General features: G+C 60.4%; 11 protein-coding genes and 2 pseudogenes. 4 read left to right on the top strand and 9 right to left on the bottom strand.

The features are described from left to right. Window positions 1–189: 189 nt before the first annotated feature. Both MasN3_RS13805 and cadR read right to left on the bottom strand, forming a co-directional pair. Window positions 190–2118 carry a cytochrome c/FTR1 family iron permease gene (locus tag MasN3_RS13805; RefSeq protein WP_281907801.1) on the bottom strand — a complete coding sequence of 643 codons (1929 nt, stop codon included), beginning with the start codon at window positions 2116–2118 and terminating at the stop codon, window positions 190–192. Between the two features lie 130 nt (window positions 2119–2248). Then, on the bottom strand, window positions 2249–2677 hold the full coding sequence (gene cadR, locus MasN3_RS13800) for a Cd(II)/Pb(II)-responsive transcriptional regulator (RefSeq protein ID WP_091877009.1): 429 nt from the start codon (window positions 2675–2677) through the stop codon (window positions 2249–2251). 90 nt (window positions 2678–2767) lie between these two features. On the opposite strand from cadR, the gene MasN3_RS13795 reads away from it, so the two are divergent. Continuing rightward, window positions 2768–5197 carry a heavy metal translocating P-type ATPase gene (locus MasN3_RS13795; RefSeq protein ID WP_281907798.1) on the top strand — a complete coding sequence of 810 codons (2430 nt, stop codon included), beginning with the start codon at window positions 2768–2770 and terminating at the stop codon, window positions 5195–5197. 87 nt (window positions 5198–5284) lie between these two features. On the opposite strand, the gene MasN3_RS13790 is transcribed toward MasN3_RS13795, so the two are convergent. The 7 genes and pseudogenes from MasN3_RS13790 to MasN3_RS13760 all read right to left on the bottom strand — a co-directional run bounded on the left by MasN3_RS13790 (window position 5285) and on the right by MasN3_RS13760 (window position 9361). Further along, window positions 5285–5866 carry an SIS domain-containing protein gene (locus MasN3_RS13790; RefSeq protein ID WP_281914509.1) on the bottom strand — a complete coding sequence of 194 codons (582 nt, stop codon included), beginning with the start codon at window positions 5864–5866 and terminating at the stop codon, window positions 5285–5287. Between the two features lie 57 nt (window positions 5867–5923). After that, window positions 5924–6790, bottom strand: a pseudogene (locus MasN3_RS13785) (cation diffusion facilitator family transporter); the annotation flags it as partial. Between the two features lie 90 nt (window positions 6791–6880). After that, the gene (locus MasN3_RS13780) at window positions 6881–7066 is read right to left on the bottom strand and encodes a hypothetical protein (protein ID WP_281907797.1); all 186 of its coding nucleotides are present in this window, start codon (window positions 7064–7066) and stop codon (window positions 6881–6883) included. A 1-nt stretch (window position 7067) separates the two neighbouring features. Further along, the gene (locus MasN3_RS13775; protein ID WP_281914635.1) at window positions 7068–7700 is read right to left on the bottom strand and encodes a hypothetical protein; all 633 of its coding nucleotides are present in this window, start codon (window positions 7698–7700) and stop codon (window positions 7068–7070) included. Window positions 7701–7748: 48 nt separating this feature from the next. Further along, window positions 7749–7978, bottom strand: a pseudogene (locus MasN3_RS25220) (efflux RND transporter permease subunit); the annotation flags it as partial. A 174-nt stretch (window positions 7979–8152) separates the two neighbouring features. After that, window positions 8153–8395 (bottom strand): hypothetical protein, encoded by a 243-nt coding sequence (locus MasN3_RS13765; protein WP_281907796.1) that lies wholly within the window; start codon window positions 8393–8395, stop codon window positions 8153–8155. A 774-nt stretch (window positions 8396–9169) separates the two neighbouring features. Next, complete coding sequence (locus MasN3_RS13760) at window positions 9170–9361, bottom strand: hypothetical protein (RefSeq protein WP_281907794.1); 192 nt, start codon at window positions 9359–9361, stop codon at window positions 9170–9172. 897 nt (window positions 9362–10258) lie between these two features. Between MasN3_RS13760 and MasN3_RS13755 the strand changes: the two genes are divergently transcribed. The 3 genes from MasN3_RS13755 to kdsA all read left to right on the top strand — a co-directional run bounded on the left by MasN3_RS13755 (window position 10259) and on the right by kdsA (window position 14589). Beyond that, a complete protein-coding gene (locus tag MasN3_RS13755) occupies window positions 10259–12934 on the top strand; it encodes a heavy metal translocating P-type ATPase (protein WP_281907793.1) in 2676 nt (891 codons plus the stop codon). Continuing rightward, entirely contained in the window at window positions 12931–13650 is a 720-nt protein-coding gene (locus tag MasN3_RS13750) for a ZIP family metal transporter (RefSeq protein ID WP_281907792.1), read from the top strand. The genes MasN3_RS13755 and MasN3_RS13750 overlap by 4 nt, the downstream gene beginning before the upstream one ends. Before the next feature lie 96 nt (window positions 13651–13746). Continuing rightward, entirely contained in the window at window positions 13747–14589 is an 843-nt protein-coding gene (gene kdsA, locus MasN3_RS13745) for a 3-deoxy-8-phosphooctulonate synthase (protein ID WP_281907790.1), read from the top strand. Window positions 14590–14631: the final 42 nt, after the last annotated feature.

Raw genomic sequence — 14631 nt, 5'->3', positions numbered from 1 at the left:
CGTCGCTGAGATTTTCCAGGCAGGCTGGGCGGGCCGTCGAAAGCCTCTCTGCCGGGTGGAATTCGGTAACCCAGCCAGTTCTACTGTTTCGTCCCAGGCTTGGGTCGGCACAGCCGCCCAAGAGCACGAGCACAGCAACTGAAACGGTAACGATTGTCTTGTTTCTCATGATTGCTCCTTGTCTGCCGACTATCTGCGAGCTTTTACCAAGTTAAATCCAAAACCGAGGCCAGCTGCCAGAAGCAGGGCCAGTTGCGCTCCGTAGGTCTGTATGGTCGGGTAGATCCCAAGCACGGGCACGCGCAGCCCGGTAATTGGCGTGGCCATCATCCACCCGGCTTCCTGCAGCCCTGCGATTCCTTTTCCGACCAGGACAACTGCCAGGACGGCCACCAGCACCGAGCTGAACGAGAAGAATTTACCGATCGGCATGCGTGCACTGGTCCGCAGAAAAATCACTGCAAGCACCGACAGCAGGACCAAGCCTGTCACGAATCCTGCCAACAGGGCCGCACCGTTGCCGTCGGCTGCGAGCGCCGAGTAGAACAGGACCGTTTCGAAGACTTCCCGGTATACCGCGATGAACGCGAGGGCAAACAAGGCCCATGCGGAACGTTTTTCCATCGCCGCCGTCAGATGCTGCTTGAGGTAGGCTTGCCATTGTCCGGCCTGGCCTTTCTGGTGCATCCATAGCCCGACCGACAACAACACCGCGGCGGCGAAGAGCGAGGACAGGCCCTCGGTCACTTCACGGCTTGCGCCACTGATGCTAACGACATAGGTGGCCACCACCCATGTCAAGGCGCCTGCCGCCAGCGCCGAGATCCAGCCGGCGTGCACGTAGTGCAAGGCCTGTGGACGCTCCGCTTTGCGGAGGAACGCGACCATCGCGATCACGATCAACAGGGCTTCGACACCTTCGCGCAGGAGAATGGTCAGCGCGCCCACGAACACCGTCGTCGCGTCGGTCTTGTTCGCGCCGGTAAGCTCCTCGACACGTACGAAATCCGCGTCCAGCTGCCCGGCATATTCGGTCGCACGTAACACATTGCCTTGTGCAACCGCGCCCCGGTACAGCTGCATGGTTCGCTCCACGTCGACCAGGAGCTGGCGGTCAGTCGCGTCGAGCCTTGCCTCGAGCGGCTCGAAGCCGTCCAGATAGGCCGATAGAGCAAGCTCGGTGGCCTTCGCCCGCTGGTTATTCTTCAAGGCATCCAGGCTGTCCTGCAGCAGCTTGCGCGCAAGGACGATGCCCTTGCGTTCCTGCTGCTCCTGTACGGCCCCGGGGTGGGTGCGTGCGTAGGCCAGAACCGCCCGTGCGGTCGACGGTTCGCTTGCCTTAGCCAGTTCTTCTTCGGTTGCCGTCACGAGCGTGTTCATGTCGGGAATCGTGGCAGATGTGGCGTTGTTCTGTGCGAATGCAGACTCGCCGGCTGCGATGTCCGTGTCCTTGAGCGCCAGGCTGCCGACATAAAACGCCAGAGACCAGCGCTCATGCTCGGACAGGCCTGCAAAGGCCGGCATCGATGTGCCCTCGACACCCTGGCTAATGACCTGATACAGGGCCATGAGAGATCGGGAGCGGGCTCTTTCCTCATCGGTAAATGCGATTGGCTTGGGTTCGAGCTTGGCCGCGAGTGCCCCATCGCCGGCGCCGGCCGCTCCATGGCATGAAGCGCATTGCACCTGGTACAGCGCCGCACCGCGGGCCAGATCGGGCAGGGCGCGCGGCGCAACAGGGAAGGGGTAGGCCTGCAGCAGCACACGGTTTGCCTCCCGCGCAAGCTGGGCAACCTGTTGCGGCGATTCCTTGCGCTCGACCGCCTGCTTTAGTTTGATGGTGGCAGCTGCCAGTTCTGCATGCAAGGGATGCGGAGGCAATGCCTGCACCTGGTTCTGCGCGCGCGTCGAGAACTCCTGCATTTCGCCATATTCCAGTTCGCTGACAATCGCTCCGTTCTGGACCGCGCCGGCGTAATCGACGGCGACATAATCGAGCAACTGCCAGAGCTGGCGGACTTCCGCTTCCGATGATGTGGGATTAGCGTGTGTCGTACCGATCACGCAGCAGCAGAACGTTACGAAGGCGATTAGCCGACGCCAAATGGGGTACGTCATATCGGGATACTTGTCTTTAGGTTCGAGAACCTGATATTAAACACCTTCTAGCTACTTGAAGGTCAAGCGCATTGTTCCGGCTGTTCGCTGATTCGGCAATGCAGTGATGGCGCGGAAAGTCCACGGCTGGTCAATGGCGCCCAAGCCTTGCTGGCTCGTCGCAAGCGTCGGCAGTGCCGAGCGCCTGCAGGATTTCACATGGGTTTGTGCTGTCGGTGGCGACGCAACGGCTCCTGAGGTCTCTGAGCTGCGTTTCCAGTACTGACAGGTTTGCTATACGGTCGACGATGTGCCCGATATGCTTGTCGAGCAGCGCGTTGACGCTCTCGCAATTTTTTCCCGGCGCCTCGCGAAAATCGAGCAGCGTCCGGATCTCATCGAGTGTCATGTCCAGGGCGCGGCAATGCCGGATGAACAGCAAGCGCTCAGCGTGAAGCTCGTTATAGGCTCGATAATTGTTCGCCGACCGCTCAGGCGGAGCAAGCAATCCAATGCGCTCATAGTAGCGGATGGTTTCAACCAGGCAGCCTGAGCGTTCTGCCAATTCGCCAATTTTCAAGAGAAATCCCGGTGCGTTAATTTAGTGCTTGACCCCGTACCCCCTACAGGGTGTTCAATGGGAACTATACACAGTTCTCAAGGAGTCGTCATGTCGGAATGCCAGACCAAATCATGTTGCGAAAAATCTGCACCGATCGAGACCGCGGGTGCCTCGTCTTCAGCCCTGGACCGTTCCCTTCTCATTCGCATCGACCAGATGGACTGCCCGACAGAAGAGGGACTGCTGCGGCAAGCGCTCGGGCGCATCGCAGGCGTCGGAAAGCTCGAGTTCAATCTTGTCCAGCGCCGCTTGCGGGTGGAGCACAGCCTCGGCGATCCACAGGCGATCCTTGCAGCAGTACGGGCGGTCGGCATGGACCCGGTGGTTGAACAGGCCGATGAGCAAAGCGGGTCAGCAGCCGGCACTGTTTTCCGCATCGAGAACATGGATTGCCCAACCGAGGAGAAGCTCATCCGTAACAAGCTGTCCGGCCTGCCGCAGGTCGAACAGCTCGACTTCAATCTCGTCCAGCGTCGTTTGGTCGTCAGGCATAGTGGGCCGGCAGCGGCGATCCAGGATGCACTGACGTCCATTGGCATGCAGGCGGTGCTCGTTGCGGCTGGACAAGGACGAGCCGAGGCGGTCCCACCCGTCTCCCGAAAGCGGCAGTATGCATTCCTTGCCCTGGGCTTGGCTGCAGCAGTCGGTGCCGAGGTCGTCGCATGGACGACGGGCGATGAAAACTGGTGGCCAGTCATTCTGCTATCGCTGCTTGCGATCGCGACGACGGGCCTGGGCGTGTACAAGAAAGGCTGGATCGCACTCAAGAACCGCAACCTGAATATCAATGCCCTGATGTCGATCGCCGTGACCGGCGCGGTACTGATCGGGCAGTGGCCCGAAGGGGCGATGGTCATGGTCCTGTTCGCCATCGCCGAGATGATCGAGGCGCGCTCGCTCGACCGGGCAAGAAACGCCATTCAGGGCCTGATGGCACTGACACCCGAGCGGGTCAGCGTGCGCCTTGACGACGGCAGCTGGAGTGAACAGGACGCGACCACGGTCGCGATCGGCGCCCTGGCCCGTGTCGCGCCCGGCGAGCGGATCGCCCTGGATGGGGAAGTGAGCACTGGCCAGTCTTCCGTCAACCAGGCGCCGATCACGGGCGAGAGCATGCCGGTACCGAAGACGGTCGGCGACAAGGTGTTCGCCGGCACGATCAATGAAACCGGCTCTTTCGAATACCGTGTCACCGCCGGCCATAGCAACTCGACCCTGTCGCGCATCATCCGCGCTGTCGAGGACGCGCAGGGCAGCCGCGCGCCCACGCAGCGTTTCGTCGACCGCTTCTCCAGCATCTACACGCCCATCGTGTTCGCCATCGCGCTCGCCGTCGCCCTGGTGCCGCCGCTCATGCTGGGCGCTGAATGGATGCCATGGATTTACAAGGCGCTCGTCCTGCTGGTGATTGCGTGCCCGTGCGCCCTGGTGATCTCGACCCCGGTCACCGTCGTCAGCGGTCTGGCTGCCGCGGCGCGGGCCGGTATCCTCATCAAAGGCGGCGTCTACCTGGAGCAGGGCGGCAAGCTGCGCTCGCTCGCACTGGACAAGACCGGCACGATCACCCAGGGTAAACCCGAGGTGACGGACGTGTTGCCCCTGCAAGGCGATGCACAGACTCATCTGCAGCTCGCGGCCGCGCTCGCGGACCGTTCCGACCATCCGGTATCGACCGCGGTGAGCCGCCACTGGCAAAACTCGGGCCTGGACCTGCCCCTTGCATCCGTGACCGAGTTCGAGGCCTTGACCGGCCGTGGCACGAAAGGGCGGATCGACGGGAAGTGGTACTACCTCGGCAATCACCGCCTGGTCGAGGAGCTCGGCATCTGCAATACCGCGACGGAAAGCGTCCTGTCGACACTGGAGGGTGAAGGCAAGACCGCGGTTGTCCTCTGCGATGAGACGTCGCCACTGCTGGTGATCGGGGTGGCCGATACGATTCGTGAAACAAGTCGCGAAGCGGTGGCCCAGCTTCACGGGTTGGGAATCCGGACGGTCATGCTCACCGGCGACAATGCGGTGACGGCCAAGGCGATCGCACGGCAGGTGGGCATCGACGATGCCCGGGGGAACATGCTTCCGGAAGACAAGCTGGCAGCCATCAATGACGAGGTGGCGCGATTCGGCACCGTCGGGATGGTGGGCGACGGCATCAACGATGCCCCGGCACTGGCCAAGGCCGATATCGGGTTTGCAATGGGCGCAGCGGGCACCGACACCGCCATTGAAACAGCCGACGTCGCGCTGATGGATGACGACCTTCGCAAGATCCCGCAGTTCATTCGCCTGAGCAGGCAGACTGCCGCCATCCTCAAGCAGAACATCGTCGCCGCCTTGCTGATCAAGGCTGTGTTCCTGGTGCTCGCTATCGCAGGATCGGCTACCTTGTGGATGGCCGTGTTCGCGGACATGGGCGCGAGTCTGCTCGTGGTGTTCAACGGACTGCGGCTGCTCAAGAGCCGGAAGAAACGCGGCTAGGCATGGTGGCCGAGCGATGCCGGCTCGACTGGCACCCGTTAGCCGCCCTATGGCGGAGGGGCCAATCTTGTGATCGTTGTCCAGATCTTATGGTTTTACGACATAGTTGGCTGATTGAAGGGCGCGTTCCACCAATTCGATCAGGAAATGAATCACCTTGATATGGAGTTCCTGTACTCGATCGGCATAGCGTCCCGCACTCGTGCAGATGCAGACATCGGCATTTTCCTCGAGCGCAGAGTCGGGGCGCCCGCGCAAGCCAATCACCGTCATGCCTTTCGCACGGGCGGCTTGCGCGGCGAGGATCACCGGCCGGCCGCTGCCGCTCGTGCTGATTGCAAACAGGACGTCGCCGGCGGCGCCATTGCCCTCGACGAAGCGAGCGAATACCTGTTCGTAGCCATAGTCGTTGGCGACGCAGCTGATGTAGCTTGGATCGCTGATGGCGACTGCTGCGATGGCAGGGCGATCCTCGCGGAACCGCCCTGACAGCTCTTCCGCCAAGTGCATGGCTTCGCACATCGAGCCTCCGTTACCGCACGAGATAACTCGGCGGCCGCTTCGCAATGCGTCGATGAGCAGGCCTGCACCCGCCTGGATATTGCACAGCTGGACATCGTTGTTGATGAGGCGGCCAAGCGCATCCCGCGCTTCAATGAGATTGTTCATAATATGGTCGATCATCTTCCTCGTGTTGGTCGTGACCGGCGCGGTCGGCATGTTCGTGGCTGCTGCTGGGCCGAAGCGGTGTTCCTCGGCTGCCTGCTCGCACGGAGTTGTCTCGATCTGGATGGTGCTGTGGTGGATATCGTACTTGCTCGCGATGAGCTGGCGAATGCCGGTCAAGAGGGCTTGTGGGTCAGCGACGTCTCTACGCTGTACGATGTGTGCGGTCAAACTGGCCTTGCCGCTTGTGATCGACCAGACATGCAGGTCGTGCACGCTGTCCACGCCCGGTATCCGCGTGATCGCGTCCTTGACTTCAGCAATGCCGAGACCCTCGGGGACGCCTTCAAGCAGCACGTTCATGCTTGCCTTGAGCAGCGTCCAGGTGCGGGGGCGCACCCACAAGCCGATGGCGACGGCGATCGCCGAGTCGACCCAACCCCAACCGGTGTAGCGAATGACGAGGGCGCCGATGATGACGCCGATCGAACCGAGCATGTCGCTCCATACCTCGAGGTATGCGCCCTTGACGTTCAGGCTGCTGTCCTTGCCGCTCGATAGCAGCTTCATGCTGATCAGGTTGACGACCAGGCCAAAGGCGGCAACCAGGAGCATCGTTCCTGACTGGATTTCCGGCGGGTTGTTCAGACGCTGGTAGGCCTCATACAGGATGTAGATGGCCACCAGGAACAGCAGTATGGCGTTGAATGCCGCCGCCAGGATCTCGAAGCGGTAGTATCCGAAGGTCCGCTCGCTGTCGGCCGGCCGCTTGCCGATGCGGATCGCCGCAAGCGAGATCGCCAGCGCCGCGGTGTCGGTGAACATGTGCGCCGCATCCGAAATCAGCGCAAGACTGTTAGTGAGAATACCCCCGATGATTTCGGCTACAAGAAAAGCCGTCGTGAGAATGAGCGCTATCCAGAGCAGACGCTCGTTCTGACCCGGCTGCGCTGCATGAGAATGTCATGAACCTATCGTGCTCCCCTTGCGTTGTGATGATCGTGTTGCTGCCTTCTCCTACATTTTCTTGCCATTTTCCTTTGCACGTTTCCGAGGTTTCGACCCGGGGCGCTTGTACCGGTCCCTGTACTTCAGCCAGCCGAGAAAAACCATAATCATCCCGGCCAATGCAAGGCCGATAATGCCGAAAACTTCAAAGAGGTTTTCGTGCAATGGCTCTGGTGCCTGTTGTGGCAGTCTCATGTCACCTCCATTCGATGTTGTCCACTTGCTTGTTCGCAGCCATTAAATCCAGCGTCTGGCCGAGATTGATCACGGCGCGCACACACAGGACCAGTACAGCTACAAGTCCGGCGAGCGCGTCCAACCTTCCTGCAGCGATGCCCAAATCGCAAAAAGCGACACCGAACGCTAGTGCGGTCGGTACCGCAGAAAGAACTGCATCGGCTCTGCTGGGGTCCTCGCCGGCACGAGCCGACCCACAAGCCAATCCAGCCGTCGTGGCAATGGCGAACGATCCAGGCAGGGCAAACGCAGCAACTGCCAGGGCATCGAGAGATTCTCCGTGAAAAATGTCATGCGTCCCCAGCGCGATTACGACCAAGACCATGACGACGCAACACATGCAAAGAGCGATCTGCACGACCGAGAACGCGACCTCGGTTTTGGGTCTCGTTTGCATCGCCAGCTTTTCGATCGATAACAGCCGGAACGCAATCGTTGCGGCGTGATGCGAAGCCGCTGCCACCAGGATAACGCTTTCAACAATAATTCCTCCCGCCGCGCAGCTGGCGAAGGCCACTCCATGCGCAACGAGGTCCAGCCTGGCGAGCCGGCGCCCGACCGGGAAGCGCCGCCCGGGATTGTCTCGTCCCATATCGTCCTCTCTGAGTTGGGCCGCGAACGGTAGCTGCGGCCCATACGCTTACTGGACGACCACTTTCGCCGGCTGTACCGGTTCGTCATCAGGATCCTTGCGATGCGCGAACCGCAGAGCATGGGAAGAACGAGCAGCGTCAGTGCGATCGACGACAGGATCCCGCCTATGACGACGGTTGCCATCGGCCGCTGCACTTCGGCGCCTGTCCCGGTCGCGATCGCCATCGGCACAAAGCCTAGCAATGCGACCAGGGCAGTCATCAGGACCGGCCGGATGAGCACGACATGGCCCAAACTACAGTGAACGCTCACGGTACTTACCGGATTGGTCACCAGTTTTCTTGCGAGAGTGCTTCAGCACCTGCACGACTTCAGGTAACGCGCCATCCGCGCAAGAAGGCGGGGATATCTCGACCTTATCGTGAAGCCGTACCTCGATTGAGTCGGGTACTAATACGCTTGTATACCTATAAGACCGGAGGCGAGGATTGAAATTAGCGCATATTGATTGTTGGCAATATCCGTGTCGCTGAGATTTCCTAGGCAAGAAGGGCGGTTCGCCCTTAGCCTCTCCGCCGTATAAAGTTCGGTAACCCAGCCGGTTTTGCTGTTCGGCCCTACGCTTGGGTTGGCACAGCCGACCAGGAGAACGAGTGCAGCAAATGAAACGGTATAGATCTTTTTGCTCATCATGATTGCTCCTTGTCGGGCTAATTTCTGCGGGCTTTAACAAATTGAATCAAAAACAAGGCCCGCTGCTAGAAGCAGGGCCAACTGCGCTCCATAGGTCCGTATGGTCGGGTAGATCCCAAGCATAGGCAAGCACAGTCCGATGATTGGCGTAGCCATCATCCACCTAAACTTCCTGCAGCCCTGCGAAACGTTCACGGACCAGGGCAAGTGCCAAGACAGCCACCAGGAGCCGGCGTGTACGTAGCGCAACGCTTGTAGACGCTCCGCGTCGCGAGGGAACGCGACCATGGCGATTCACGATAGCACGGCTTCGACACCGTCGCGCAGCTTAATGGTCAACGCGCCCACGGATACCGCTGTCGCGTCGGTCCTGTTCGCGCTGGTGAGCTCCTCGACACGTACGAAATACGCGTCTAGGTGCTCGGCATATTCGGTCGCAGGCAATATGTTGCCTTGTTCACCCGGCACCGGTGCATCAGGTGGTTCGCTCTACGTTTACCAGGAGCTGGCGGTCAGTCCCGTCGAGCGTCGCCTCGAGCGGTCCGAGGCCTCCTAGATAGGCCGATAAAGCAAGCTCGGTGGCCTTAGCCCGCTGGTTACTCTTCAAGGCATTCAGACAGTCCTACAACCTTTTCGCGCAAGGGCGATGCCCTTACGTTCCCGTTGTTCCTGCACCACCTCGGGGTGGGCGCGTGCTTAAGCCAGCACCGCCCGCGCGGTCGACGGTAAGCTGGTCTTTGTAAGTTCTTTCTTCTGTCACCGTCATGAGCGTGTTCATGCCGGAATCGTGGCGTACTCGGCTTTGTCCTGTGCAAATGCAGACTGTCCGGCTTCGAGATCCGTGTCCTTGAACGCAAGGGTGCCAACATGAAAGGCTAGAGACCAACGGTCATGCTCGGACAAGCTTGCACAGGCAGGCATCGATGTGCCCTCAACACCCTGGCTGATCACCTGGTGCAGCGCCATGAGAGACCGTGAGCGCGTTCGTTCCTCATCCATAAATGCGATCGGTTTGGGTTCAAGCTTGGCTGCCGGTGCGCCAGCGCCGGTCGCGCGGTGGCGCGAAGCACATTGTGCTAGGTATAGCGCCGCGGCCCGGGATAGGTCATGGCGCGGGGCGCAACGCGAAAGGGGTAGGCCTGCAGGATCAACCAGTTCGCTTCACGAGCGACTTGGGAAACCGGTTGCGGTGAGTCCTTCCGTTCAACTGCCTGTTTCGATCTCTAGGCGTCAGCTACCAGTTCTGCGTGCAAGGGATGCAGGCAATGCCTTCACCTGGTTCTGTGCTTGCGTCGAGAACTCCTGCATTTCGCCGTATTCCAGTTCGCTGACAATCGCTTCGTTCTGGAACGCGCCAGCGTAATCTACGGCGACATGATCGAGCAACCGCCAGAGCTGGCGACTTCTGCTTGTGACGACCTGGGATTTGCGTGTGTCGCGCTGATCACGCAACCAAAGAATAGAGAAGGGCTACCAGCCGACGCCAAATGGAATACCCCATATTGGGGGAGCTTTCTTCACGTACGAAAGCCTGATATTTCACGCCTTCTAACTACTTGAAGGTCAAAGGTTCCATTGGATTAATACGATTTGCCGTCGGCTCTGCCTGTCTCCGACGACTGAGGTCCGAAATGCCGGGCACAGATCCCGATTCGTCATGAAAATGGGCAGCATCCACGTTCCAGCCAAACTCTCGAGCGAGGATCGTCAAGACGAGATCGACCATTCATCGGTCTGTCATTGACACCGGGGTGCCATAATTGCCGGCTGGGTTGTCGCTACGTGGTCCACTTCGGTGCGTTGGCAAACGGACGATATTCGGGCAGGATATTATTCTGGAGTTTCCCAGGAACGAGAGGCCATATGGAACGATCGGAACGAGTTGGGCTTGAGTTGCCATTGATCCTGCCCGAAGTGGATGATGAGCGTGATCCTTGTGTCGGGCGGCTCGTCAGCCTGCTGACAGGCCGACCGGGAGTGGAACATGTTCATATAAAGATACAAGAGGGATCACCGCCCCTGCTGTGCCTGCACTATGACCCGTCCCTCATCACGGTGTCGCGGCTGCGTGAATTGGTCAGTGTCGTGGGTGCGCAACTCAGCGAAAAGTTCGCCCATTACATCGGCTGCGCGTCCTCGCCGCTCCACTCGCGCAGCGCACGGCTCTTTTCGGAGCGCTTGCGTAAGGTTCCAGGCGTGCTGGAGGCCGAGGTCTCCGCCTCCGGCAGGATTCGTGTCGAATACGAGCGCGCCGCCGTGGCGCAAACACGGCTGGAAGACGTGATCAAGTCCCTTGGTGCGGAATTGACTGACGCGAGTCCGGCAACGGAACGCGATCACGATCACGATCACAGACACAAGAGTGCGGTGGAACATAAAGGTGATCGTGGCCACGTTGAGCACACCGGTCACGACCAAGCGCATGAGCAAAAGAGGGGGCATGCCGGGCACAAGCACGCGCATGAGGACAAGGGTGGTCATGCGGGACACACCCATGCGCATGGCGGAGTTTTCGGCGAACATACCGAACTCATATTTGCCGTCATCGCCGGCGTCTGCGTATTGGCCGGCTGGCTGCTCGAACGAGCTGATGCCGTTCCGGATTGGCTGCCTCAGGTTTTGTATGTTGGCGCCTATTTCTTCGGAGGCTATTTCACCGTCAAGGAAGCGGTCGAGAACCTGCGCGCCCGTCGCTTCGAAATCGATACGCTGATGCTGGTCGCAGCCGCCGGCGCGGCTGCATTGGGGAACTGGGCCGAAGGTGGCCTGTTGCTGTTCCTCTTCAGCCTCGGCCACTCCCTGGAACACTTTGCAATGGGGCGTGCGCGGCAGGCAATCGAAGCGCTGGCCAAGCTGGCGCCGGAAACGGCAGTGCGCAAGCGCGGCGACGAGCTGGAAGAGGTTCCCGTGGCTTCCCTTGCGCCAGGCGACATCGTGCTGGTCAAGCCGAATGAACGCTTGCCCGCTGACGGCGTTGTCGTCAAAGGCACATCCAGCGTCAACCAGGCGCCGGTGACCGGCGAGAGCATCCCGGTCGACAAGTCGCCGGTCCAGGATGGAGCTGGCGCGATTACCGCGTTCGACCGGGTCGATGCGGCTAACCGCGTATTCGCCGGCACCATCAACGGGGCCGGCGCGATGGAAGTAATGGTGGCACGCCTCGCCTCGCAGTCGACGATGGCCCGCGTCGTTCAGATGGTGGCGGAAGCTGAGGCGCAGCGTTCGCCCACCCAGCAATTCACCGACAAGTTCGAACGGGTATTCGTCCCGGTCATCCTTGCGCTAGTGGCATTGCTCATGCTCGCCTTCCTGGTGATCGACGAGCCGTTCTCGGCCAGCTTCTATCGCGCGATGGCGGTGCTCGTAGCCGCGAGCCCGTGTGCACTGGCGATCTCGGTGCCCAGTGCCGTGCTGTCGGGTGTGGCACGGGCTGGGCGCAGCGGCGTGCTGGTAAAAGGGGGAGGCCCGCTGGAAAACCTCGGCAGCCTCAATTCGATTGCCTTCGACAAGACCGGCACCTTGACCGAGGGGCGGCCGAAGCTAACGGACGTGATCGTGGCGAGTGGTGCAAACGAGGACGAATTGCTGGCCTTGGTCGTGGCGGTCGAGTCGCACAGCGACCATCCCCTGGCATCGGCGCTCGTCAAGGGCGGGCGTGACCGGCTCAAGTCCGACACTGTTGCGGTCCGTGCCGACGATGTCCGTGGTCTCACCGGCCGCGGTGTCCAGGCAACGGTCGATGGCGAGACTGTCTATATTGCCAAACCCGTACTGTTCAGCGAGCTGGACGGCATGCTCCTGCCACCCGAATTAGCCACTGCCAACGAGAAGCTGGTGCAGTCGGGGCGCACCACGATGATCGTCAGGAAGGGTTCGCGCTTCCTGGGGGTCATCGGAGTCATGGACACGCCGCGTGCGGCGGCGCCTGGCGTGATGGCGCAGTTGCGGGAGCTTGGCATCGAACGCCTGGTGATGATCTCGGGCGACAATCAGCAGGTAGCGGATGCCGTCGCGCGAACGGTGGGACTGACCGAAGCCAGGGGCGACCTGATGCCAGAACAGAAAGTCGAGACAATCAAAGCTTTGCGCGAACGCCACGGCAAGGTCGCCATGGTCGGCGACGGTGTCAATGATGCGCCGGCGATGGCGAACGCGACCGTTGGCATTGCGATGGGCGCGGCCGGCTCGGACGTCGCACTCGAGGCCGCCGATGTTGCTTTGATGAGTGACGATCTCAGTCAACTGCCGTTCGCGGTTGGCCTGTCGCGCCGCACCAGGCGCGTGATCAAGCAGAATTTGTGGGTAAGCCTGGGCGTGGTTGCCGTCCTAATTCCGGCGACGATCTTCGGCCTGAATATCGGCACTGCCGTCCTGTTCCATGAAGGCTCTACTATTCTGGTGGTGATCAATGCCTTACGCCTGCTCGCCTACCCGGACGTGGCGAGCCGACCCGTCGACACAGTCGCAGCGGCGGGGCTGGACGAGAAGCCTCCTCAAACCCTGGATCCTGGTGACATCGGCAGGAAGGAGGCGTCGTGACAGCCACCCTGTCGAAAGTGATGCTCTATGCGGCGCTTCCTGCCGTCGCCACCCTGGCGGGCGCGCTGCTCACTCTCGTAAAGCAGGCGGGGCCAGGCTTGCGCAGCGCGGTTCAGCATTTCGCCGCGGGCACCGTGTTCAGCGTCCTGGCTGTCGAGTTGCTCCCGGACCTGATGCATCGACGCATGCCTTGGCCCACATTCATCGGATTCTCGCTCGGCGTTGCCTTCATGCTTGGGTTGAAATGGTGGAGCGAGAGAGGTGGGAAAGCCGAGGAAGGCCGCGATCCGCGCGCGCTGCTTACCGCGCTGGGCGTCGACGTCGTCCTCGACGGCGCATTGATCGGGCTCTCGTTCGCGGCGGGTGAAAAGCAAGGCCTGCTGCTCACGATCGGCCTGGTACTGGAAACGTTTTTTCTTGGCGCCTCCTGCGCGACGTCATTGCGTACCGCCGGCCAGACCTCGCTCAGGATCGGCGTTACGGCCGGGATCCTCGGTATCGGGGTGCTGGCAGGGGCGGGCGCCGGCGCTGTCATACTGAACACCGTGACCCCGGTGTTCATCGACGCTTTGCTGGCGTTTGGCGTAGCCGCCTTGCTTTATCTGGTGACTGAGGAGTTACTGGTGGAAGCGCACGAAGGCAAGGAAACACCCGTCCAGGCGGCGATGTTCTTCCTCGGGTTCATCCTGCTCTTCATGATCGATATGCTGATATGAGGTAAGGCTGCGGCCAAAAATCAATCACCCGGCCGCACGGTGTGCCTTGCATCGCTTGGGGACCCGTGACGTGCGTTCGCACGAAGGAAAAATACGATGATCAAAATTGCTGAAGGTGTGAACATAGGAAACGACGCGCCGCTGGTAGTGTTCGGCGGAATCAATGTACTCGAATCGCTGGAATTAGCGCTCCGTACCTGCGAAGAATTCGTCCGGGTGACCGACAGGTTGGGTATTCCCTATGTATTCAAGGCGAGCTTTGACAAAGCGAACCGATCGTCGATACATTCGTTTCGCGGCCCTGGACTCGAGTCCGGCATGCGCATGCTGGAGAGGGTCAAAACGACCTTTGGGGTCCCGGTTCTCACCGATATTCACGAGCCAGGGCAGGCCGCCGTCGTCGCGGAAACCGTCGACGTGCTGCAGTTGCCTGCCTTCCTCGCCAGGCAGACCGACTTGGTTGTTGCGCTGGCGAAAACGGGGCGGGTTATCAATATCAAGAAGCCTCAGTTCCTCAGTCCGGCGCAGACGTCCCTTATCGTTGAAAAATTCAAAGAGGCTGGCAACGATCAGGTCATGTTGTGCGATCGCGGCACTTGCTTCGGATACGACAATCTTGTCGTCGACATGCTGGGTTTCGGCGTGATGAAGAACGCCTGCCCCGGCATACCGCTTGTTTTTGACGTAACCCATGCACTGCAACAGCGCGACCCGATGAGTCCGAGTTCTGGAGGAAGGCGTGGGCAAATTGTGGAGTTGGCCCGTGCCGGCGTCGCCGTAGGCTTGGATGGAATCTTCCTGGAGGCCCATCGGGATCCGGATTCAGCCAAATGCGATGGGCCCAGCGCCTTGCCCCTTGACGTCCTCGAAGCGTTTCTTTCGCAACTGAAGGCAATGGATGAACTTATAAAGTCGTTGCCACCAATAGAAATCGCGTAAAACGATCGTGGTACTTTCATTCGAAGCGGATTTGGGAGAATT

This window comes from Massilia varians, from assembly GCF_027923905.1.
Taxonomy (GTDB): Bacteria; Pseudomonadota; Gammaproteobacteria; order Burkholderiales; family Burkholderiaceae_D; genus Telluria; species Telluria varians_B.
This window is presented reverse-complemented; position numbering and strand designations above follow the sequence as displayed.